Annotated in this window: 19 protein-coding genes; 10 read left to right on the top strand and 9 right to left on the bottom strand. The window is 49.8% G+C overall.

Annotation, left to right across the window (positions count from 1 at the left end):
• From BZG25_RS03245 to choV, 3 genes are read left to right on the top strand one after another with little or no spacing between them, the layout of a single operon-like run.
• Window positions 1-960, top strand: coding sequence for a choline ABC transporter substrate-binding protein (locus BZG25_RS03245; RefSeq protein WP_046073604.1), 960 nt, complete (start codon window positions 1-3; stop codon window positions 958-960).
• Between the two features lie 55 nt (window positions 961-1,015).
• A complete protein-coding gene (gene choW, locus BZG25_RS03240) occupies window positions 1,016-1,858 on the top strand; it encodes a choline ABC transporter permease subunit (protein ID WP_046073603.1) in 843 nt (280 codons plus the stop codon).
• A 10-nt stretch (window positions 1,859-1,868) separates the two neighbouring features.
• Window positions 1,869-3,071 (top strand): choline ABC transporter ATP-binding protein, encoded by a 1,203-nt coding sequence (gene choV / locus BZG25_RS03235; protein ID WP_046073602.1) that lies wholly within the window; start codon window positions 1,869-1,871, stop codon window positions 3,069-3,071.
• A 151-nt stretch (window positions 3,072-3,222) separates the two neighbouring features.
• Here the strand turns inward: choV and BZG25_RS03230 are convergent, their stop codons facing one another.
• Window positions 3,223-3,717 (bottom strand): fasciclin domain-containing protein, encoded by a 495-nt coding sequence (locus BZG25_RS03230; RefSeq protein ID WP_077638521.1) that lies wholly within the window; start codon window positions 3,715-3,717, stop codon window positions 3,223-3,225.
• A 415-nt stretch (window positions 3,718-4,132) separates the two neighbouring features.
• Between BZG25_RS03230 and BZG25_RS03225 the strand changes: the two genes are divergently transcribed.
• Window positions 4,133-4,438, top strand: coding sequence for a hypothetical protein (locus tag BZG25_RS03225; RefSeq protein WP_077578518.1), 306 nt, complete (start codon window positions 4,133-4,135; stop codon window positions 4,436-4,438).
• A gap of 86 nt (window positions 4,439-4,524) precedes the next feature.
• Here BZG25_RS03225 and yjjG read toward each other — a convergent pair whose 3' ends face one another.
• On the bottom strand, window positions 4,525-5,202 hold the full coding sequence (gene yjjG / locus BZG25_RS03220) for a pyrimidine 5'-nucleotidase (protein WP_077638520.1): 678 nt from the start codon (window positions 5,200-5,202) through the stop codon (window positions 4,525-4,527).
• A gap of 133 nt (window positions 5,203-5,335) precedes the next feature.
• Window positions 5,336-6,559, bottom strand: coding sequence for a NupC/NupG family nucleoside CNT transporter (locus BZG25_RS03215; RefSeq protein ID WP_046073598.1), 1,224 nt, complete (start codon window positions 6,557-6,559; stop codon window positions 5,336-5,338).
• A 548-nt stretch (window positions 6,560-7,107) separates the two neighbouring features.
• Between BZG25_RS03215 and BZG25_RS03210 the strand changes: the two genes are divergently transcribed.
• The 5 genes from BZG25_RS03210 (at window position 7,108) to BZG25_RS03190 (ending at window position 13,884) form a co-directional block, all read left to right on the top strand.
• Window positions 7,108-8,724 (top strand): BCCT family transporter, encoded by a 1,617-nt coding sequence (locus BZG25_RS03210; RefSeq protein WP_197075735.1) that lies wholly within the window; start codon window positions 7,108-7,110, stop codon window positions 8,722-8,724.
• A 427-nt stretch (window positions 8,725-9,151) separates the two neighbouring features.
• Window positions 9,152-10,768, top strand: coding sequence for a BCCT family transporter (locus tag BZG25_RS03205; RefSeq protein ID WP_198531467.1), 1,617 nt, complete (start codon window positions 9,152-9,154; stop codon window positions 10,766-10,768).
• Between the two features lie 160 nt (window positions 10,769-10,928).
• Window positions 10,929-12,806 carry a DUF294 nucleotidyltransferase-like domain-containing protein gene (locus BZG25_RS03200; RefSeq protein WP_046073595.1) on the top strand — a complete coding sequence of 626 codons (1,878 nt, stop codon included), beginning with the start codon at window positions 10,929-10,931 and terminating at the stop codon, window positions 12,804-12,806.
• 9 nt (window positions 12,807-12,815) lie between these two features.
• Entirely contained in the window at window positions 12,816-13,547 is a 732-nt protein-coding gene (locus BZG25_RS03195) for a 3'-5' exonuclease (RefSeq protein WP_046073594.1), read from the top strand.
• 133 nt (window positions 13,548-13,680) lie between these two features.
• Window positions 13,681-13,884 (top strand): hypothetical protein, encoded by a 204-nt coding sequence (locus tag BZG25_RS03190; protein WP_046073593.1) that lies wholly within the window; start codon window positions 13,681-13,683, stop codon window positions 13,882-13,884.
• Between the two features lie 106 nt (window positions 13,885-13,990).
• On the opposite strand, the gene BZG25_RS03185 is transcribed toward BZG25_RS03190, so the two are convergent.
• The 6 genes from BZG25_RS03185 to dinG all read right to left on the bottom strand — a co-directional run bounded on the left by BZG25_RS03185 (window position 13,991) and on the right by dinG (window position 20,558).
• Window positions 13,991-15,421 carry a sodium:alanine symporter family protein gene (locus tag BZG25_RS03185; protein WP_077578512.1) on the bottom strand — a complete coding sequence of 477 codons (1,431 nt, stop codon included), beginning with the start codon at window positions 15,419-15,421 and terminating at the stop codon, window positions 13,991-13,993.
• Window positions 15,422-16,002: 581 nt separating this feature from the next.
• Entirely contained in the window at window positions 16,003-16,185 is a 183-nt protein-coding gene (locus BZG25_RS03180; protein ID WP_077605903.1) for a DUF2496 domain-containing protein, read from the bottom strand.
• Window positions 16,182-17,108: a histone deacetylase gene (locus BZG25_RS03175; RefSeq protein ID WP_077638519.1), complete on the bottom strand. Its 927-nt coding sequence runs from the start codon at window positions 17,106-17,108 to the stop codon at window positions 16,182-16,184. The genes BZG25_RS03180 and BZG25_RS03175 overlap by 4 nt, the downstream gene beginning before the upstream one ends.
• A 14-nt stretch (window positions 17,109-17,122) precedes the next feature.
• The gene (locus tag BZG25_RS03170) at window positions 17,123-17,674 is read right to left on the bottom strand and encodes a primosomal replication protein (protein WP_046073589.1); all 552 of its coding nucleotides are present in this window, start codon (window positions 17,672-17,674) and stop codon (window positions 17,123-17,125) included.
• A gap of 23 nt (window positions 17,675-17,697) precedes the next feature.
• On the bottom strand, window positions 17,698-18,471 hold the full coding sequence (locus BZG25_RS03165; RefSeq protein WP_077578509.1) for a TSUP family transporter: 774 nt from the start codon (window positions 18,469-18,471) through the stop codon (window positions 17,698-17,700).
• Between the two features lie 14 nt (window positions 18,472-18,485).
• On the bottom strand, window positions 18,486-20,558 hold the full coding sequence (dinG, locus tag BZG25_RS03160; RefSeq protein ID WP_077638529.1) for an ATP-dependent DNA helicase DinG: 2,073 nt from the start codon (window positions 20,556-20,558) through the stop codon (window positions 18,486-18,488).
• A 538-nt stretch (window positions 20,559-21,096) separates the two neighbouring features.
• Here dinG and BZG25_RS03155 point away from each other — a divergent pair.
• The gene (locus BZG25_RS03155; protein ID WP_077579191.1) at window positions 21,097-22,104 is read left to right on the top strand and encodes a porin; all 1,008 of its coding nucleotides are present in this window, start codon (window positions 21,097-21,099) and stop codon (window positions 22,102-22,104) included.
• Window positions 22,105-22,189: the final 85 nt, after the last annotated feature.

The following is a 22,189-nucleotide window of genomic DNA, read 5'->3' as shown; positions in this document are numbered from 1 at the left end:
ATGTCAATGAATAAACGTAAAACCAGCAAAACTCTGATGACCGCAGTCGGTTTGAGCTCAATGGTCGCTTTTAGCGCCGCCGCTAATCAGTGTGAGACAGTCCGCTTTTCGGATATCGGTTGGACAGACGTGACCTCAACGACTGCCATCACTACTGAAGTGCTGAAAGGCATGGGTTACGAGACACAAACCGATCTATTGTCTTTGCCGGTAACCTTCTCATCACTTGCGTCGGGCGACATCGACGTATTCCTCGGTAACTGGATGCCTACGCAAACAGGCGATATCAAAAAGTATCTTGACGAAGGCTCGATCGACAGCGTTCGCGCCAACCTGACAGGTGCCAAATATACCCTCGCCGTGCCTAAGTATGTTTACGATGCGGGTGTTACTAGCGTCGCAGATATCGCGAAATACGCTGACAAGTTCGACTCACGCATTTATGGCATTGAGCCAGGTAACGACGGTAACCGCCAGATCCAGAAAATGATCGATACCGATGATTTCAACCTGGGTGACTTCCGTCTTATCGAATCCAGTGAAGCTGGCATGGTGTCTCAGGTGTCTCGTGCCGTTCGTCGTGACAAGTGGGTTGCCTTCCTCGGTTGGGCCCCGCACCCAATGAACAGCAACTTTGATATGAAATACCTATCTGGTGCTGACGAGTACTTTGGTCCTAACTATGGCGGTGCCACGGTTCATACCAACGTACGTAGCGGCTATGTCGAGCAGTGTGCGAACGTCGGTCAAATGCTTGAGCAACTTGAGTTCAGCCTCAAGATGGAAAACGAAATGATGGGCAAAATCCTTAATGACGGAGAGAAGCCTCAGGCCGCGGCACGCGAGTGGTTGCGTAATAACCCAAGTGTGCTGAACAAGTGGCTGGACGGCGTGACCACCGTTGATGGTGAGAACGCGGTTGAAGCGGTCACTGAGTACCTGAAAAAGACTGAAGCGTAAATAAAAAAAGTGTAGAAGGAGAGGGCGGTGTTAACGCCGCCCCTAAGGTTTTATTGTGAATATTATTACAGATAACAAGATCCCACTCGGTCAATGGATGGAAAATGGTGTTGACTGGCTAACCATGAACGCCGCCGGCTTTTTTGATGCGATCTCAATTGGCTTAGATACGACCATCACACTATTAGTCGACATTTTTAAATGGATGCCAGCGGCAGGGCCGATCATTATGACAGCCGCCTTAGCATGGTACCTGCAGCGTCGAATTTCCATCGTGATCTTTGTTGTGAGTGCGCTCTTGTTGATCCTCAACCTGGGCTACTGGCAAGAGATGCTGGAAACCTTTGTTCTGGTATTTGCCGCGACAACGATTTCCGTATTAATTGGCATACCGCTTGGGATAATGGCCGCGCATCGGCCCTTGGTGTACACCATTATGCGGCCCTTATTGGACTTGATGCAGACGGTACCGCCGTTTGTGTACTTGATCCCAACCTTGGTGCTGTTCGGTTTGGGCATTGTCCCAGGTCTGATTTCAACCATCATTTTTGCCATCGCGGCGCCGATTCGTTTGACGTATCTCGGCATTACCCGTGTACCGGAAGAGTTGGTAGAGGCAGGACGCGCATTTGGTGCTAACCGTATGAAACTACTGTTTAAAGTGGAGCTTCCTGCGGCACTGCCTAGCATTATGACGGGTGTGACTCAGTGCATTATGTTGTCACTGTCGATGGTGGTGATCGCGGCGCTGGTAGGTGCTGACGGCCTCGGTAAACCAGTGGTTCGTGCACTGAATACCGTCAACATTTCTCAGGGTTTTGAAGCGGGTCTGGCGATTGTATTGGTAGCCATCATTCTTGACCGCCTGTGTAAAGCACCAAATCAAGGCAACGAATAAGGGGGAAACCATGGACGCAATCGCAATTAAAAATTTAGACGTGGTGTTTGGCGACAATGTTAAGCCAGCACTGGATCTGCTTGATGACGGATTAAGCCGCTCAGAGATTATCGAAAAGACCGGTCAAGTTGTGGGCGTGGACAATGTCTCACTCAATGTGAAAGAAGGTGAAATCTGTGTCTTGATGGGTTTATCAGGCTCAGGTAAATCGAGCCTACTGCGCGCCGTGAATGGATTGAACCCCATCAGCCGCGGTAGTCTTGAAGTCCGTGATGGCAACAGAATGGTCGACATGGCAACAGTTGACTCGCAAACGCTTCGCCACCTTCGTACTAACCGTGCATCTATGGTGTTTCAAAAGTTTGCACTTATGCCTTGGATGACAGTGGTTGATAACGTCGCCTTTGGCCTAGAAATGAAAGGTATCAGCAAGAAAGAGCGTCGTCGACAAGCGCTGGAAAAGCTAGAAATGGTCGGGTTGGATGACTGGGCTTATCAATATCCGCATGAGCTGTCTGGTGGTATGCAGCAGCGCGTTGGCTTGGCCCGTGCGTTCGCGATGGACAGTGATATTCTACTGATGGATGAACCTTTCTCGGCACTGGATCCACTGATCCGTGCGCAGCTACAAGATGAGTTGCTAGAGTTGCAGAAAAAGCTCAACAAAACGATTTTGTTTGTGAGCCATGATTTGGACGAAGCCCTGAAAATTGGTAATAACATTGCCATTATGGAATCAGGCCAGCTTATTCAACATGGTAAGCCTGAAGACATTGTGCTGCGTCCTGAGACGGATTACGTGCGTGACTTTGTTGCTCATACTAATCCATTGAACGTGTTGAAAGGGCGTTCGATGATGAAGTCTGTTGACGACTTACCTCATGTCGACAACCGTTGGAAAGTGTGTGAGCAGCGTGATATTTGGGTCACCGCAGAGCAGGGCGGTCGCTTGTCAGCCGCTGCAGGCTCACAGCCCCTACGAGTCGTTGAATGGGAAAAAGACGTTCAAGATCTGTCACAAGTTGGAGACGACACTATTGTGGTTGCCTCGCCTGACATTGAAATGCGTGATGCGATTGAAATTCGCTATCACACTGTTAAGCCAGTGTTACTCATCGAAGAAGGGAAACTGGTTGGTACCTTATCTGACCATGACTTCTACCACGCGCTGTTAGGTAAGTTTCAACAAAAGTGCACTGATAAAGCGGCGTGACATTCGGTGTATGATTTGTCTATAGACAGATGAATAAAACAGCCTGCTCCAAGAGCAGGCTGTTTTTTTACGTATCTATGTGTGTACCGAGGCTTGGTGCCTCACTCATATCGCCTCACGAGCGACCTTGTTGAGCGAGATGGACAAAGTACTAGGGCATTATCACGGTATCAATCACATGGATTACGCCGTTGGAGGTCATGATATCGGGCTTGACGACGGTAGCGTTATCGATTTTGACATCCCCGTACGATGTTTTGATCATTACGTCACTGCCTTGCACTGTGGTCGCGGAAGACATTCCCATCACTTGCTCTGCCGTTACTTTTCCAGGGACGACGTGGTAGGTCAGGATCTCGGTGAGTTTGTCTTTGTTTTCTGGCTTGAGTAGGGTGTCCACCGTGCCATCAGGTAACTTATCGAAAGCCGCGTTCGTGGGGGCAAAGACGGTAAACGGGCCCTTTCCTTTCAATGTATCAACAAGGTCCGCGGCTTTAACGGCTGCCACCAATGTTGAAAAGTCGTCATTTTTCATTGCTGTATCAACAATGTCATGCTCACCTTTGTGGTGGGCAGCGACGGCGCTTCCCACCCCAACCAGCAATGTCGCAGTGATGGCTAATTTCGTGATCGTGCGTGTTAACATCATTATTCTCCCTTTTACGTTCGTTTCCCCACCCAATAAGTTGCCTTATTACAACCCTTGGTGACGACTTGGGAAGTATCAACTTGTTGCAAGGGTGAAAACGAGGACGGAAGCGAAGTCGATCACTGGTAAGGAGAATATTCCCCATCTTCCTCTTTTCTACGCCTAATAACCGCCGCCGTCTTGTGAAATTTTTCGAACGAGTCATTCATATTATTGTGATTGTCGTCACGGTCTGTCAGGCGTAATCTCATTCTCGTTCCACGGCAATAGCGCAATGACAATGTCGAACCGTGATTGCGCCTTGATGAGTCTCTGGAGACAGATTTTTAGAAATGGAGACATTGAGGTGACAAATCACCGGCACAATTTGCGTTTAATAGCTGTCAACCCATTACGAAAGAGGAAACAAACCATGAAAAAACTTGCTGCAATCTTTGCCCTAACGTTCGCTTCAACGTCTGTCATGGCTGGTGGTCTGAACCTCGATGTAGACCCTGCAGAAGGGGGCGCTTGGGTAACGGTCACTGAACAAGGCCAAGCGGTAAAAGGCGCTAAAGTCGCCAATGAGTCGGGTCTTGATGCGAAGGTAACGGATGAGTCTGGTCGTGTATTTATCCACGCTCAGAACCAAAACAGCCGCTCAATCAACTTTGTGGCTAGCACCGATCAAGGTGAGCGCGCAGAGCAAGCCGCATTCATCAAAGGCGACCACAGCTAAAAGACACGCGATTGAGTTCAAGCCGCCGTTAACAATGGCGGCGCCGATAAAAAGAGAGCATGTTTGCTCTCTTTTTTTGTCACTGTTTAGGTTGGCAGTAGCCAATTTTTTAATTGATGTAGAGAGTCAACTTGGTGTGTCGGCGCAATATCTTCAGGGACAGGAGTATTATCGACATTTAACCAACATGTATCGATGCCGGCTTGCATGCCACCGAGAACGTCAGAATGTGGGTTATCACCCACCATCAAGATTTTTTCTTTAGGCGGATGCCCCATTTTTTCAAACGCATGTTCAAAGATACGTGGGTCAGGCTTAGCGACACCGACCTGCTCAGAAATGACCAACGTAGAGATCGCCGCCTTCAATCCTGTTTTCTCTAAACGAATATCTTGTAAAGCCGTAAACCCGTTGGTGATGATACCAATATGGGCATGCGGGGAAATGGCGTCGATGAGCTCCCGAGCCCCTGGCAATGGTTCACAGATGTCTGCCATGGCATCTAAAAACCCTTGGTTTAAGGAAGAAGGGGCGACGTTTAAGCGCTTTCCCCAGTCCGTAAAGCGTTCGGCCTGTAGAGTCTGGGCATCAATTTCCCCATTTTGATACTGTACCCACAGCGGTTTATTGCGTGCGGAGTATTCGGCAAACGCCTGCTGATCAAAATCGACATCGTAATGCGAGAACAGACGTTGTAAGCCGGAGAACGCATCAAAGTGAAACAAGGTCTCGTCGGCATCGAATAAAACCCATGGGTATCGCATGTTATTACATCTCTTTACGTGAAGTTAACTAAGTGTAACAGAGTGCCAGTGCGGTTTTCGAGTCCATTTTTGTTTACTCACCGTCCATGGTGAGAAACAGCGTGAGTGGTCGCGAGCGAATACGCTAGGGGAATCACAAGGAAAGGTAGAGACCTGCCAAGGTCGCACTCATCAGGTTGGCGAGTGTCGCCGCGAGAATGGCGCGCATACCGAGTGTCGCAATATCGCCTCGGCGTTCGGGTACGATGCCGCCTAGGCCTCCCATCAGCATGGCAATGGAGGTCAAGTTGGCAAAACCACACAGCGCAAACGTCACGATAGCTTGACTGTGGGCGGATAATTGGCCTTTTAAGTTCATAAAATCGGCAAAAGCAACAAACTCGTTCACTGCGATTTTTTTACCAATCAAGGTGCCTGCGGTCATGGCTTCATGCCAAGGAATGCCAATTAACCAAGCCACCGGCGCGAACAGGTAGCCAAACAGCCATTCAAGGCTCAGCTGAGGCAGGTTCAAAAGAGGACCAAGCTTACCTAACCCACCATTGATGAGCGCAATCATACTGATCACGGCCAATAAACTGGCACCCACTGCCATGGCGATTTGTAAGCCACTTAAGGCGCCTTGCGTGCCGGCATCAATCAGGTTCACTGGTTTGTCCTGTGTGTCTTGCACTGATTGATGTTGCGTCGGGGTCATCGGTGTTTCGGTTTGTGGCACGATGATCTTGGCCATCATGAGTCCTGCCGGTGCCGACATAAACGCCGCCGCAATAAGGTACTTCATTTCCACACCGAGCCCTGCATAGCCTACCATGGTGCCGCCAGCCACTGAGGCGAGCCCACCCACCATGACAGCAAACAGCTCTGAGCGTGTCATGGCAGCAAGAAAAGGCCGAACAACCAGCGGCGCTTCAACAGAGCCAACAAAAATATTGGCGGTGGCAGACATTGATTCTGTACGCGACGTGCCGAGTACACGTCGTAGTAGTCCACCAATCAGGCTAATGACCCATGTCATGACCCCAATGTGGTACAGCACAGCGATCAGTGCAGAGAAAAAAACGATGGTGGGCAATACATTAAAGGCGAATATAAAACCGAGTTTGAATTTAGCGAGATCGCCAAAGAGGAACTCTGCGCCTATGTCACCAAAGCTGATGATCGCAGAGACGGTGTCAGACGCGTTGGCCAAAATACGCTGGCCAAGGGGAACCGAGATGATAAAGCCAGCAAAGACGATTTGTATGAGGAATGCACCGCCAACGGTGCGCCAGTTAATCGCGGATCGATTTTCAGAAAAACCCATCGCGATAAGAAAGAGGACGCTAATCCCCAACAGGCCAATGCCAAACTGCATGATGTTGCTCCGCAAACGTTAAACTTGAGATGGAAAACGATTGCGGCGGTATTGTACGTGGTTTTTCTTATGTGACAAGTGTCACTTTGTGTGTTTTGTGTTTGCATTTTGTTTCATCAATGGTGTCTTTGATATGAGCAAGCGAGTTGCCCAAGCGTGATGACTTTCACGATCGTTATGTTTGCTTAGCAATGGTGGAAAATACGACTATGATTTTAAAAGGGTGTTAGGCGTTCTAAAACGCTATTAACCAAATTGTTTATTGTTCTGAAATAAAGAGTTCAAATAACCGGGAAAGCCAGTAAAATCGGGGCATGGAGGGAAGTTGGTGTTGGGTGCTTGGTTAGAAAGTAAACATTTGGTTAGGGGCCTAATTAAATTTTTTCTCAGATGTGGTAATGTAGTTGATTGTGTGGTGACAGCTGGTCTTTTATTGCTGGTAAAGATGGCTTGAACAGCAATGAATAATGGGCGCACCACCAACACTCACAGGCTTCCGAATAAACGGACTAAGGAGTTAACTCGTGAGCGATAAAAGCCATGAAGATATGATGACACCAGACGGGAAGGTTAACCCGATCGATACTGATTATCAGGTCGGTCAGGATAACGTGGCACTGAAACTCGGCCCGTTTGGTTTTGATATTCACAACCGAGTATTTATGGTCTCAGGGCTGGCTATTTTGGCCTTCATTTTTGTCACCCTGGCCTTTCAAAACCAAATTGGTCCTGTTTTTGGGGATCTACGTGGATGGCTAACTTCAAACCTAGACTGGTTCTTCCTTTCAGCAGGAAACATTTTTGTTATTGCCTGTCTAGTGCTGATTGCGTCTCCACTGGGTAAAGTGAGACTCGGTGGTACCGAAGCTAAGCCCGATTACAGCTACGGCGGCTGGTTTGCGATGCTTTTCGCAGCCGGTATGGGTATTGGTCTGATGTTCTACGGAGTTTCAGAGCCACTGACGCATTTCCAAACGGCGTTAGGCGGGACATCCGTGGGCGCTGATGGTCTTCGCACTGACTGGGCGCCTTTGGGTGCGGCAGCCGGTGATACAGAGGCGGCGCGCCGCTTGGGTATGTCTGCCACGATTTTCCACTGGGGCTTACACCCATGGGCGATTTACGCGGTATTGGCGTTAGGCCTGGCACTGTTTGCGTACAACAAAGGCTTGCCTTTGACCATGCGTTCTGTGTTCTACCCACTGTTCGGTGAACGTGTTTGGGGCTGGACGGGCCACGTGATTGACATTTTGGCAATCATCGCGACCTTGTTTGGTCTTGCAACATCGCTTGGCTTGGGTGCCTCACAGGCATCAGCGGGTCTTCACTATCTGTTTGATACACCGCTAGGTGATACCACAGAAGTGTTGCTGGTAATGGGTATCACAGGCGCCGCGATTCTTTCGGTTGTGGCTGGTGTTGATAAAGGGGTCAAGCGCCTATCTGAAATCAACATGATGCTTGCGCTATTGCTGCTTATCTTTGTGATTGCAGTGGGTCCAACCATCGCTATCCTAACCGGTTTCTTTGGTAACTTGGGCGCGTATCTACAAAACTTGCCTGCGCTGTCAATGCCATTTGGCCGTGAAGATGCCAACTTTACTCAAGGTTGGACATCCTTCTACTGGGCATGGTGGATTTCTTGGTCCCCATTCGTCGGTATGTTTATTGCGCGCGTATCGCGTGGCCGTACCGTGCGTGAATTCATCACTTGTGTGTTGATCATCCCATCAGCAGCCTGTGTATTGTGGATGACTGCCTTTGGTGGCACCGCAATTGGTCAGTTCGTCAATGAAGGCTATACCGCGGTTACGGACGCAGAGCTGTCACTGAAACTGTTTGCGATGTTAGATGATCTGCCACTAGCAGCGATCACCTCGTTTATCGGCATTATCCTGGTCATGGTGTTCTTTATCACCTCGTCAGACTCAGGGTCATTGGTTATCGACACCATTTCTGCCGGCGGTAAAGTGAATGTTCCTGTGCCACAGCGTGTATTCTGGGCCTCTTTCGAGGGCTTGGTGGCCGTTGCGCTGATCCTTGGCGGTGGCTTGGTCGCCCTGCAAGCAATGGCGGTGTCGACAGGCTTCCCATTCACGATTGTGTTGCTGGTTGCTACCGTGTCACTGTTTAAAGGTTTGGCCTCAGAGCCTCGTGCTTCGTAAGCCAAACACTTAACGTCACGTTAAGGTTTTATAAGCAGCCCCAAGTGGGCTGCTTTTTTTATTGGTTACGTTTTTTCCTGCCTATTGTTCGTTTTTCTTCCCTGATTGCGCCAAAAGCGAGCACCTTTATCCAATCGTTATAACTGTTAAAGAATGAGTTCAAAGGATCTGCTTCGTTGTAAATAAGCTGTGCTGGCAAGGTATGTGTGTAACAACCTTGATGACAAAGTGACCAAGCGGTTAGGGGCCTAATTAAAGCGCGTTCGCTCTATGGTATTCTTGCTGACCGTGTTGTCATTGCCACCCTTTTTGGTGTTTTTATCACGCTTAAATACCAAGCAACCTTCGGCAGTGTTCGGCAACACAGAGAGGCTTGTGAATCGACGGACTAAGGAGTTAACGCGTGAGCGATAAAAGCCATGAAGATATGATGACACCAGACGGTCAGGTGAACCCGATCGACACTGACTACCAAGTGGGTCAGGATAACGTCGCTTTGAAAGTCGGCCCGTTTGGTTTTGATATTCACAACCGTGTATTTATGGTCTCAGGGCTGGCGATTATGGCCTTTGTCTTTGTGACCTTGGCCTTTCAAGATAAAATGGGGCCGATTTTTGGCGATTTACGTGCTTGGCTGACTGCAAATCTCGATTGGTTTTTCCTCTCGACAGGCAATGTTTTCGTCATTGCTTGCTTAATACTGATTGTCTCGCCGTTAGGAAAAGTGCGGCTGGGTGGCACAGAAGCCAAGCCGGACTTTGGCTATGGTGGCTGGTTCGCGATGCTTTTCGCCGCGGGTATGGGCATTGGTCTTATGTTCTATGGCGTGTCAGAGCCGTTGACGCATTTTCAAACCGCGCTCGATGGCACGTCGACAAATGCTAATGGTATCCGGACTGACTGGGCCCCGTTAGGCGGCGCCGCGGGGGATACAGACGCGGCACGTCGTTTAGGTATGTCCGCGACCATTTTCCACTGGGGACTGCACCCTTGGGCCATCTATGCGGTGCTGGCGCTTGGTCTCGCACTGTTTGCTTACAATAAAGGGTTGCCGCTGACTATCCGTTCGGTGTTCTATCCCTTGTTTGGTGAGCGCGTATGGGGCTGGACCGGTCATGTGATTGATATTTTAGCTATTGTGGCGACGCTCTTTGGTCTTGCCACCTCGCTCGGTATTGGTGCCTCACAAGCGTCCGGTGGTTTACATTACTTGTTCGATACGCCGTTAGGCGCAACGACCGAGATCATCTTGGTGGTGGTGATCACCGCGATGGCGATCTTCTCCGTTGTTGCTGGCGTCGATAAAGGGGTGAAGCGCCTATCTGAGCTTAACCTCATCCTTGCGTTTTTATTGTTGCTGTTTGTGATTGCGGTTGGCCCGACGCTCGCGATTCTGACCGGTTTCTTTGGGAATCTTGGTGCTTATTTAGAAAATTTGCCAGCACTGGCGATGCCATTTGGGCGAGATGACGCCAACTTTACCCAAGGTTGGACATCCTTCTATTGGGCGTGGTGGATCTCTTGGTCTCCATTTGTCGGGATGTTTATCGCGCGCGTATCTCGGGGTCGAACGGTACGCGAGTTCATTACCTGTGTGTTGTTGATCCCATCGGCGGCCAGTGTGCTTTGGATGACGTCATTCGGGGGCACGGCGATTGACCAGTTTGTCAACGACGGATACACCGCCGTTGTCGATGCCGAGCTGTCTCTGACGTTGTTTGCGATGCTTGAAGGCCTGCCACTTGCGACGATCACCTCGTTCATTGGTATTATTCTTGTCATTGTCTTCTTCGTCACGTCATCCGACTCAGGCTCTTTGGTGCTTGATACCATCTCGGCGGGCGGAAAAATGGATGTACCCGTATCACAACGGGTGTTCTGGGCCACTTTTGAAGGTTTAGTGGCGGTGGCGCTGATCCTTGGCGGCGGCTTGGTGGCGTTGCAAGCGATGGCTGTCTCCACCGGCTTCCCATTCGCCGTGGTGCTCCTGGTAGCGACTGTCTCCTTGTTTAAAGGCTTGGCCTCTGAGCCACGCGCGAAATAAACAGGTGTGCTAACTGTTTGATTGTTAGCTAAGATAGGAAAGGCAGGCCTTCGGGGCTGCCTTTTTTATTACCCGGCCAGCGCTTGAGCTGTGCCGCTGGCGAAAGAACGGATGCCCCAAAGGGGAGCCCTTCAATAAAATGCAGGTTTAGGTGAGCATTATGGAAGCTGAACAAATTGAAATCGCGACATTTCTTGCGCAGTACGCCCCTTTTGACGCAATGCCGGAAGAGGTGGTGGCTGAGGTAGCAACCAGTATTGAAATCAGTTACTACCGTGCAGGCACCGATATTTTTGCTTACGGTGATGAAATTCACGATTTAGCCATCCTGCGCAGTGGCGCGGTCGAGCTCTTTCGCCGGAATGGAACCTTGTACAACCGTATTTCAGAAGGCGATATCTTTGGTCAGATGGGCCTTTTGATGAACAACCGCGTCCGGATGCCCGCCAAAGCGATCGAGGATACCTTGGTCTATTTTATCCCAGAGGCGATGTTCAACCGGCTCTTTGATGACTTTGAGCACTTTGCTGATTTTGTTGAGGTAGAGGACAGAACCCGATTGCGCCAAGCGGTATCGAGTCACAACGAAGCCAATGATTTGACCACCTCTAAAGTGAAAAAACTGATTATCCGTGACCCGGTAATGATATCCAGTACGGACTCGGTTCAGCACGCTGCTCAGGTCATGTCACAAGAGACAGTCTCTTCTATTCTGGTGATGGGCGATGAGCCAGATCCTGATACTGGTATAAAGCCGGTACTGGGGATCATAACGGATCGTGACTTACGTAATCGCGTCTTAGCGGAAGGGTTGCCTTATGAGACGCCAGTGCAAGAAATCATGTCACCACAGCTGATCACGCTTGACCACAATGCGTATATCTTTGAGGCAATGCTGACCATCTTGCGCTCAAACCTTCATCATGTGCCCGTGATTCAACACGGTAAGCCGATTGGTGTGGTCGCACTGTCTGATATCGCGCGCTATGAGTCGCAAAACAGTTTGTTCTTGGTGGCGAGTATCTTCCGCCAACAATCTGTGGATGATTTGGTCATCTTGTCTAAACAAGTGAAAGATTGCTTTGTCCGTATGGTCAACGAAGACGCGAACTCGCACATGATAGGCTCCGCGTTGTCGGTGATTGGCCGTAGTTTTAAACAGCGCTTGCTTGAGCTTGCTGAGGAAGAGCTCGGTGAGCCGCCAGTGCCGTATTGCTTTTTGGCCATGGGGTCAATGGCACGTGACGAGCAGTTAATTGTTACTGACCAAGATAACGCCATTATTTTGGACGATAGTTATGATCACAGTCAGCACAATGCGTATTTTGAAGCCTTGTCTAAACGTGTCTCTGATGGATTGAATGCGTGTGGGTATACGTATTGCACCGGCAATATTATGGCGACTAACCCTGAGTGGCGAAAAACGCTGAAAGAGTGGGAGCAATGCTTTGCTGATTGGATTGATAATCCCAGTCCGCGATCGCTACTTGATAGCAATATCTTTTTTGACCTTGATGGCGTCCATGGTCGCACCAACTGGGCAGAGCAACTTAAAGCCTTTATTGGTCGTCGTGCGCGCCGCAACAACCGCTTCTTGGCGGCGATGGCACGCAATGCGCTCAATCGCACACCGCCACTGGGCTTTTTCAAAGACTTTGTCATGGAGCAAGACGGGCGTCATAACAATTCCATTAACTTAAAACGTCGTGGCACGGCACCTTTGGCCGATCTGATTCGGGTACATTCATTGGCGATCGATTCACGCTCGCAAAACTCCTTTGAGCGTTTGGACGATATTATCGAGTCGGGGATCTTGCCTAAAGGTCGAGGCCCAGACTTACGCGATGCAATGGAATTTATCTCTATGGTGCGCATTCGTCATCAAGCGTTAGACATCGAAGCGGGTCGCGAGCCGGACAACAACATCGAGCCAGAGAACCTATCTGACTTTGAACGTCGAAACTTAAAAGATGCATTTCAGATCTTAAGTAACGCGCAGAAGTTCTTGAAATTCCGCTATCAGCCGAATCGGTCTTAAGGGGAGGGTATGCTTCATTTCGATTTGAGAAAAAAAGAGGATGCCGACGACGTGGATTGGCGTGCCATGCTGGAAACCAAACGTGAGACGGTCCAGCATGAGACGTTGCAAGCGTTTTATCAGCAAGGCTGGGTATCGCCTGATACGCCTGTCTCCCAGGTGTCTTTTGTGGCGTTAGACTTTGAAACCACAGGGCTTGATAGCCAGCAAGATGCGATTGTCAGTATTGGCTTGGTGCCCTTTACCCTGAATCGCATTCGTTGTCAGCATGCGCAACACTGGATTGTTAACCCTAACCGGCCGTTGGCAGAGTCGTCGATTGTCATTCATGGGATCACCCACTCAGATATCGTGAATGCCCCTGACTTTTCGCATGTGATTGAACCTTTACTGAGCGCGCTAGCCGGCTCAGTAGTCGTGGTTCATTATCGCCGTATTGAGCGGGAGTTTCTGGACCGTGCGATCAAACAGCGCCTAGGCGAGGGGATCATTTTCCCAATGGTCGATACCATGGAATTAGAAGCGCGCAAACATAGAAACGGTAAACGCAGCTTTATGGATTGGATTGCCCGTCGCCCGCCTGAGTCGATTCGTTTAGCCGATAGTCGTCATCGTTATCACTTACCCTTTTACCAGAGCCACCATGCGCTGACGGATGCGATGGCAACGGCTGAACTACTGCAAGCGCAAATTGCCCATGACTTTTCACCGGACACGCCCATCAGTGAACTATGGCGCTAACCGTGGGAACGGTCCTCGCGACTAAAGTAGAGGCTCGTGGCGAGACAATGAACCCTTTGCTGATGGTTTTCGTAATGACTGATAAGGCGTATAATCAACGTGCTACAAGTCAGTGACGAAAGTGAGAGGAAAAATGACATTGATCCATGCGGTTGAAGGGTTAGCGTTCGGTCTCGGTGTGCTATTGCTGTCATCGTCCATTGGCTTTGCGTATTGGGGGATCACTTTAAAGCCTGAAGAGGCTGAGGACATGACCGCACGTAAGATTGAGTTGGGGTTTTATGCGGGCGCGTGTCTTGTTTTCGCCCTACTCATTGGCTATTGGTTGAGCGTGTAGCCTTAGAAACTTTGGTATAACGGCGACAGCGCAAGTCTAAGACTTAAAAGTGAGTGTAAAAAAACCACCGATTGCTCGGTGGTTTTTTCGTATGGCCCGTAGGGGATTACCAAACGTCTTTATCGATTTGCTTATCCAGTTTCGGGAACTTGGTGCGATCAAAGGTTGGGTTTTTGCCCGCACGGCGCTGGTCTTCATAGTCTTTCATCAGCGCGAAGGCGACACCCGACAAGAGCGCAATCGCCACCAAGTTGATCACGGCCATCATGCCCATCGACAAGTCAGCAAAGCTCCAGATTAACGGTAAGTCGGTAATCGATCCCACCAACACCATAGCTAGCACAGCAATACGGTAGAGCAGAATCGCGTTTTTCGAGCGGAAAATATACTCGATGTTTGACTCACCATAAGAATAGTTGGCAATGATAGAGGTGAAAGCGAATAAGAGGATTGCGATAGCAATAAACGCCGCACCCCAGTCACCCACTTGGCTAACCAATGCTTCTTGGGTAAGCGCAATACCCGTTAGGCCGCTATTTGGCTCAAGCATACCGGAGATTAAGATGATCGATGCTGTCGCGGTACAGATAACGATGGTGTCGACAAAAACACCCAGCATCTGAACATAGCCTTGCGCCGCTGGGTGATTTGGCTTGGTGGTTGCGGTAGCGGCCGCATTCGGTGCTGAACCCATACCTGCTTCGTTTGAGAACAAACCGCGCTTGATACCGTGCATCATCGCTTGCGCGATCGCATAACCCATTGCACCACCCGCCGCTTGTTCAAGCCCGAGCGCGCTTTTAACAATGGTGGAGATCACAGCAGGTAGCTGCTCGATATTCATGCCAACCACGACAAGCGCAACCAGCAAATACGCCAGTGCCATAAACGGCACGATCAGCTCCGCCACACGCGCAACCGAACGCATACCGCCAAAAATCACGGGCGCGGTCACTACGGCAAGGCCGATGCCAACCGCTAAGGCATCAAAGCCAAACGCGGTATTCATTGCTGCAGCAATCGAGTTGGACTGGACACCGTTAAACGCCAGACCAAAGGCGATAATCAGACAAATAGCGAACGCAATACCTAACCAGCGCTGACCTAAGCCTTTCTCAATGTAGTAAGCCGGGCCACCGCGAAAGGTCTTATCGTTGTGGTTAACTTTGTACGCCTGCGCCAAGGTGGACTCGACGAAACTGGTTGCCATGCCGACCAATGCCGTTAGCCACATCCAGAAGATAGCACCAGGGCCACCCAGATAGAGTGCGACGGCCACACCGGCCATGTTTCCGGTACCGACGCGCGCTGCCAGACTGGTACTAAAGGCTTGGAAAGAAGAGATACCACCTGACGCGCCATCGCGGCTGTTGGCCATGAGTTTGAACATGTGGCCAAAGTTACGGAATTGAATAAAGCCAGATCGTACGGTGAAGTACAAACCTAAGCCAATCAAAAGATAAATGAGTACGCTGCCCCAAAGGAGGCCGTTACCTGTATCGACTATGGACACAAATAGATTTTTAAGTTGTTCCATCATTAAACTCTGTTTTGTCTGCTGGGAGACACCTAACTCGATAAACACGTGAACTCAGGTTCATCGTGAAAGAGCGAGGGTCGACAACCACTGTCCATGTGAGATCTCTGCCGTCCATGCAGGTGAGCAACGAAACGCGCGATAGCACCAAAACATCTGGCTTGCTATGACGCGCGATGTTGGATCTGCAACAGCATTTTGAATCCATGCTCGGCTGTTGCCAGAGTGCGCCGTTGCCAGTGATAGCGATGTCTTAGCACATCAATACACTAGGTGGAGCACGCCGGATAATACCGACATTTGTGAGACAAAACACTAGATGATTATTGAACTGTTGGTTTTTGAGCGGTCTTGGGTGTTAATAACAGCACTAAAAACTGTAACAAGAATGTAATGGGTTGCATGCTAATTACTTGATGTTAAAGCAGTCATCTCGACGCCTTTCGCATATTACTCCGTATTTTTTGACTAAATAACGTTTTCTTGCGCGCTGAACGAAATGTGATCAATGCCTCATATTACCGCCGATTCATCGTACCGACTGTCGAACGAATTTGCCCGAACCGGTAGATAAAGGTGACTTATTCACTGGATGACGCTGCTTTTTTGGTCAGCAAATCATGCTTAACGATATCGATCGCGGAGAGCGCTGTGTCGGTATCGATCGCATGGCTTTCAAGCAAGTAAATAAGATCGACGGCGAGTTTAACGTCGTCGGGGGCCTCTTCGAGTGCTTTTGACGAGGAAGAATGTGAGTCAGTCATGATGCCTCCAGGCTGGCGGAAAAGTCGGGAAAGTGGGTGAGCGCGGCTTGTATCAGTTGTTCGTGCAACGGGATTAGCTGCTCATGGGTTTCATGATAGCCTCCTCCTATGACCGCAGCGACAGGTATCTGGTGGGAGGCACACCGTGATAACACGCCTGTGTCGCGTTGAAAAATACCTTCAGCGGTGAGTGACAAATACCCCAACGCATCGTCTTTATGCACGTCGACACCCGCATCATAGATCACCATGTCGGGGCGGTGCTGAGCCAGTGCAAGGTCGAGTAAAGGCAAAAAGGCATCGAGATAGTCGCTATCTTGGGTGCCAATCGGGAGGGGTAAATCAAGCGTTGATGATGGCTTTCGCGAGGGGAAATTTTTCTCACAGTGGACGGAAAAGGTCACAATATCTGGATGTGAGGAGGCTAGCGCGGCGGTGCCGTCACCGTGGTGAACATCGCAATCGACGATCATCACTGTCTCTATGCCCGGCTGCGTGAGGGCATGACGCGCAGCAATCATTAAGTCGTTAAATAAACAAAAGCCACTGCCAAAGTCATAATGGGCGTGATGGTAGCCGCCGGTAAGGTGAATAGCCAGACCCGTGCGCAATGCCTGATCCACCGTTAAGGTGGTGCCACCCAGTGAGGTTAAACTGCGCTTTATTAGCGACTCACTCCAAGGAAACCCAATACGACGCATTTTTACCAAAGGCAAGTTGCCCTCGAGTAATTGACTCACATAGGCGGGGTCATGAATCGCGTCAATGATCTCTCTGTGCGCGGCGGTGGGCTGGTAAAACTCAACCGGCAATCCAAGCGCTTGCAATCGTTCGAACAGCAGCCGGTACTTTTGCAGTGGATAACGGTGACCCTCGGGAAGCGGGAAATCAGAGTAAATGGGATGGTATATCAGTGGTAGCACATTCGCTCCTTACGTTATCGCTTTTCCCGGTAAGTAATGGTGGTTTCAATGCGTTCTCGGGCTTTGGTGCACCGCGCTAGACGCTGCTCGAGCGCGAGAACTTGCTTTTGATGCTGTTGCCGTACAGCCGGACTGGAGGCCATCTCAACACTGGCGTTGGCATCACGGAGTTTGTCGGCGAGACGCCGCTCCCAGTCTTGATGCTTGGCCAAGTCTTGATAGAGCTCACCGATAGATTGGCGTCTTGGACCACGACGAGCTTGTTCTTGCTTACGTAAAGGTTGAGTGGCAAGTTCACGCTGGAGTGCGGTGATTTGTGCTAACAAGGTTTCGCAAATATGGGTGGCTCGCGCATCCGTTAGTACCCCTTGCTGATGATCGCGGCGCATCACGGCTAACAGGCCTTGTGCTTCATTAACACAGGGCGTTAATAACTTACCTTTGCAGTGAAAAAGTGGCGTGGCAAATAGCGGTGCCTTGGCTTCTCCTCGGCGACGATCAACCTCTGCGGCTTGAACGGCGAGTTGATCTAAATGTTGAGCCATGGCATCGATTTGCGCTTTCATGATGTTTTCTCTCTCAATGAGGGCTAGAACCAAGCATCAACGGCGAGTTTGCCCGCTAGAATAACCACCGCGGTGATAAAAATAGGGCGAATAAAACGGCTACCAAAGCGGATGGCTGAGTGAGCGCCAATAAAAGCCCCTAGCATTAAGCAGGCTCCCATGGTTAAGCCCAGCGCCCAGCTTACATGGCCTAACAGCGCGAACGCCACCAGTGAGGTGAAGTTACTGGTAAAGTTCATCGCCTTTGCTAATCCCGAGGATAGCAAAATATTCATCCGATAGAGCGACATGGTGGAAACCGTCCAAAACGCGCCGGTTCCCGGACCTGCCACCCCGTCATAAAAGCCAAGTGATAAACCCTGACTCCACTGTTTTATGGGCAGCTTTGGGCAACGTGCGGGTAGCTGGTTGTTATCGCCTTTAGGGTGTGGATGCCAGATGGTATACACGGCGGCGACCAACACCACAATGGGAATGGCCTTCTCTAACCATTCGGTACTCAGAACGTCCACCAGCAGGGTGCCGGCCGTGGCGCCAATTAAGGTCCCCCAAAACGCATGCTGCCAAAATAAGGGAGAAAATAGGCGCTTTTTATAATAAGTGAACGCGGCGGTGCTCGACGCAAAGGTCGCGGCCAGCTTATTGGTGCCTAACGCAACATGCGGCGGCAGGCCAAGTGATAATAGGGCAGGGACAGTGAGCATGCCGCCACCGCCAGCTACCGCATCAATAAATCCAGCGACAAACGCGGTCAGCCCCAGAATAACTAAAGTAGAGAGGTCAATCAGTTCCAGCATGTTAACTCGTCAGTTTAAGGTTCGATCACGCGTGTAAAGGGAGGTAGCGAGTCGAGTAAGGATTGGCCATATCTACGGGTGATAATGCGCCGGTCAAGAAGCACTACTTTACCAGAGTCCTCTTCTTTGCGCAGTAGACGACCGACTGATTGTACAAGCTTTTTACTCGCCTCTGGCACCGCGATTTGTAAAAACGGGTTGCCACCACAGCGCTCGATATACTCCGCGTGCGCTTCTTCCACCGGCGAGGTGGGCACGGCAAAAGGGATCTTAGTAATAATGAGGTTGGTCAATAATTTACCCGGTAAATCCAAGCCTTCGGAAAAGCTGCCGGTACCAAAAATGATACTGGTTTTGTCAGCGTTAACCGCTTGCTGATGCGCCTTTAGTAATCCGGTACGCGACTGGCTCCCTTGGCAAAGCAGCTGCCAGCCCCGTTGCTTGCAGGTGCTTTCTATCGCTTTTGTCACTTGCTGCATTTGCCAGTAGGAGGCGAAGAGCACCAAAGAGGCGCGTTCGCCTTCCAGATGTTCGAGTATTTTATCGCTCAGCACATCCGTAAAGTCGCTCGCTTGAGGTTCACAAGGCATCGTCGGGATCACCAAGCGCGCTTTGTTGGGGTAATCAAATGGAGAAGGCAAGGCTAAATAACGCGAGCCGTCGGTTTCGCTCAAGCCCACTTGACGGCAGAAATAATTGAACCGGTTGAGTGCACGTAAGGTCGCGGAAAAGAGGCCAACCCCGGCTGCACGGGACCAGAGCATTTGGTCTAAACGCCAACCCACTTCCAAGGGGGAGACATGGATCCAAAGGTCGCCTTCGCGCTCGCGACACGCTCGCACCCAACGTGCCAAGGGGGCGCCTTTATCCGAATTAGGTTGAGCCATCAAGGTCCACACCTTTTCTAAATTTTCTAACCGTTGCAGGAAAAAAGCCGTTTCCGCGAGCGCCGGATCAGCCAGTTTGGCCGAAATGTCATTTTCTTTCAGACGTTCATTGATCAAATCATGAATTTTTCCCAATGCCTGATGGGCTTTTTTACTCGCCTTTTTGAGTTGCTCACTGGGTGAGGTAAGCGCATCGGGGAGCTCGCCATCAGCAAAGCGGTAGCAACCATCATCGTTGAGCGGCAATTGACTGAGCTGTTGTTTAACCTCGCGTAAGCCTGGGATTAAGGTTTGAATCGCGTCTAGCAAGCTATCCACAAACCGATGTGCGCGCTTAATATCAGCGGTATTCCCCAACTTGGTCGTCGCTTGATTGAGCTTTTCCAGCCAGCTGACCACACCCAACAGGCTGGCACTGGCGGCAGAAAAGTCTCGCGCGACAGTAGGCAAGTGATGAGCTTCGTCAACCATATACAGGCATTGCTCCGGCTCGGGCAAGATCACTCCGCCGCCTAGTTCGAGATCGGCGAGCAGCAAACTGTGGTTCACCACCACCACATCCGCTTTATCCATCGCCTCTCGTGCTTTAGCAAACGGGCAAGCACGGTGGGCGGGCAAACCGGCATGACAAGTGTGCTTATCAGAGGCGATGGCTTGCCAAAGATGATCAGCAATGGGTTTTGGCCAACTGTCTCTGTCACCATCCCACTTACCTCGGCTCAGCGCAGCGTAGAGATCGTTGAGTAATAATTGCTCGCTGCGCTTGGGTTTTTGGGTAAATAGCGCCCCTTGAATGCTTTCCATGTCCGCTACCGCACTGAGCTTATGTGCACAGCAATAGCGTTGACGCCCTTTGGCTAAAATAAAATCGAACGGTTTGGGGCAGATGCGATGAAAAAACGGGATGTCTTTATTGGCAAGCTGTTCTTGCAACGCCACCGTCGCGGTTGAAATAACCACTTTTTTATTGTTGTTGAGTGCAAACGGGATCGCGCCCATCAGATAGGCCATCGACTTACCGACCCCTGTGCCTGCTTCTGCCACTAATAGTCGCCGTTTAGGCTCGTAATCGCCAGCTAGGGTCTTCGCGAGCTCTGCCACCAAATAGTTCTGAGCTTTACGGGGAATAAAGTGGGGAAGTTGATCTTGTAGCGTTTGGTAGCACGCGCGAATGTCTGATTTTACGGCAGGACTGAGCATCAACAGGTCCGAGTTGCAAAGGTTGGCACCTAGTATAACACGGGGCAAAAACGTGAAAACGATCGCGAACTGCAAGATTTCCTTACAGATATGAGATCCTGGTCACGAATTTAATTTGAACCATTCTTCGCTATCTTGCTGATCTGCCGTTTGATTAACAAAACGCCTGATTTAAGCTATTGATTAGTTTTTTATTCCAATATAAGCAATAAATACTGTAATTTTTGGTGTTTTATGTTGTTAGTGTTTGTTGTTTATTTTCATCAAAAGGCGGGTGTTGAGTCAATTAAACTGTGATCTCAGTTCAACAAATATTACTATATTGTTGTTTTTAAGCGGTTTTTGTCTAGATTGTAATGCGCTTCCGGCGAGTTGACAGAACTACAAATGTTCTGCACGATTAGCCACGAAGTTTCAGTGAACTGGCATTTTGTTCTTCGCAGCGTTTTTGCTGCTGGTAATAGAGTGACAGTCACCATAAAACAGAGTTCCAAGAAGGAACTCATAATGACTAAATAGAAAAGGCAGTGGATTAACCATGAAAAAGACTATTCTAGCAATGGCAGTACCAGCTCTGCTGGCTGCTGGCTCAGCATCAGCAAGCATCAACCTGTATGACGCAGAAGGCGTTAAAGTAGACGCGTCTGGTGCAGCTGAAGTTCAGTACATCCAGAAAATCGGTAACGACCGTGACGGTGCATGGCGTCTAGACGACGGTGATGTTCAGTTTGATACTGAAGTAACCGTTTCTGACAAACTGAGTGCAATCGCTGCTGTTGATTTCGAATTCGAAGGCGCAGACGAAGACACTGACACAAACGGTAATGTTGAAAACAACGTGCTCTACGTTGGTCTGAAAGGTGATTGGGGTCAATTCACCGCGGGTCGTCAGCTATTGCTGATGGATGACGCTGGTATCACTAAAGACTACGAGCTATCTGTAAACTCGTTTGGCTCTGACTACACTCACGCGCAACAAGTAGGCAAGTACGTTTATGATAACGGTACTTTCTATGCAGCAGCGACTTATACTGACAAGAGCGACGGCTTTGAAGATGACTCTCTCGGTGAAGCTGAAGACACAGATAAAGGCTACTACGGCGGCGGCGATGACATCGCAATCTACGAAGGCCGTTTAGGCTACCGTGTAGCTGACGTAGACGCACGTGTTTACTATCAAAAAGCTGACAACATCAACCGTGATAGCAATGACTCAGTTGATACTTACAACTTCGAAGTTGAGTACGCAGGTATCGAAAACGTAGGTATTGCAGCATCTGTTGGTCGTAAATCAGCAGACTTGGAAGGTGTAGATACTGACACTGATTATGTGTCTATCGCTGCTGACTACACTATGGGTAAAACTACTTACGCAATCGGCTTTGATAACCAAGACGTTGACGGTCAACAAGACGACGTAAACGGTTACTACGCTAACGTTACTTACGCACTGCACAGCAATGCAAAAGTATACGCTGAAGTGGGTGACAGCGACGGTGACGAGCAAGATTGGGGTTACGTAGCTGGTATGGAAGTTAAGTTCTAATTGAGCTTATACCATCATTGCTAAATGTAGCACTGGTTACAAAAGCCGCCTTAGGGCGGCTTTTTTATTATCACGGTTTGGAGAA

The sequence above is a fragment of the Salinivibrio sp. ML198 genome, from assembly GCF_001996015.1.
In the GTDB taxonomy this organism is placed as follows: Bacteria; Pseudomonadota; Gammaproteobacteria; order Enterobacterales; family Vibrionaceae; genus Salinivibrio; species Salinivibrio siamensis.
Note: the sequence above shows the minus strand (reverse complement) of the source record. Positions and strands in the feature narration are given on the sequence as shown.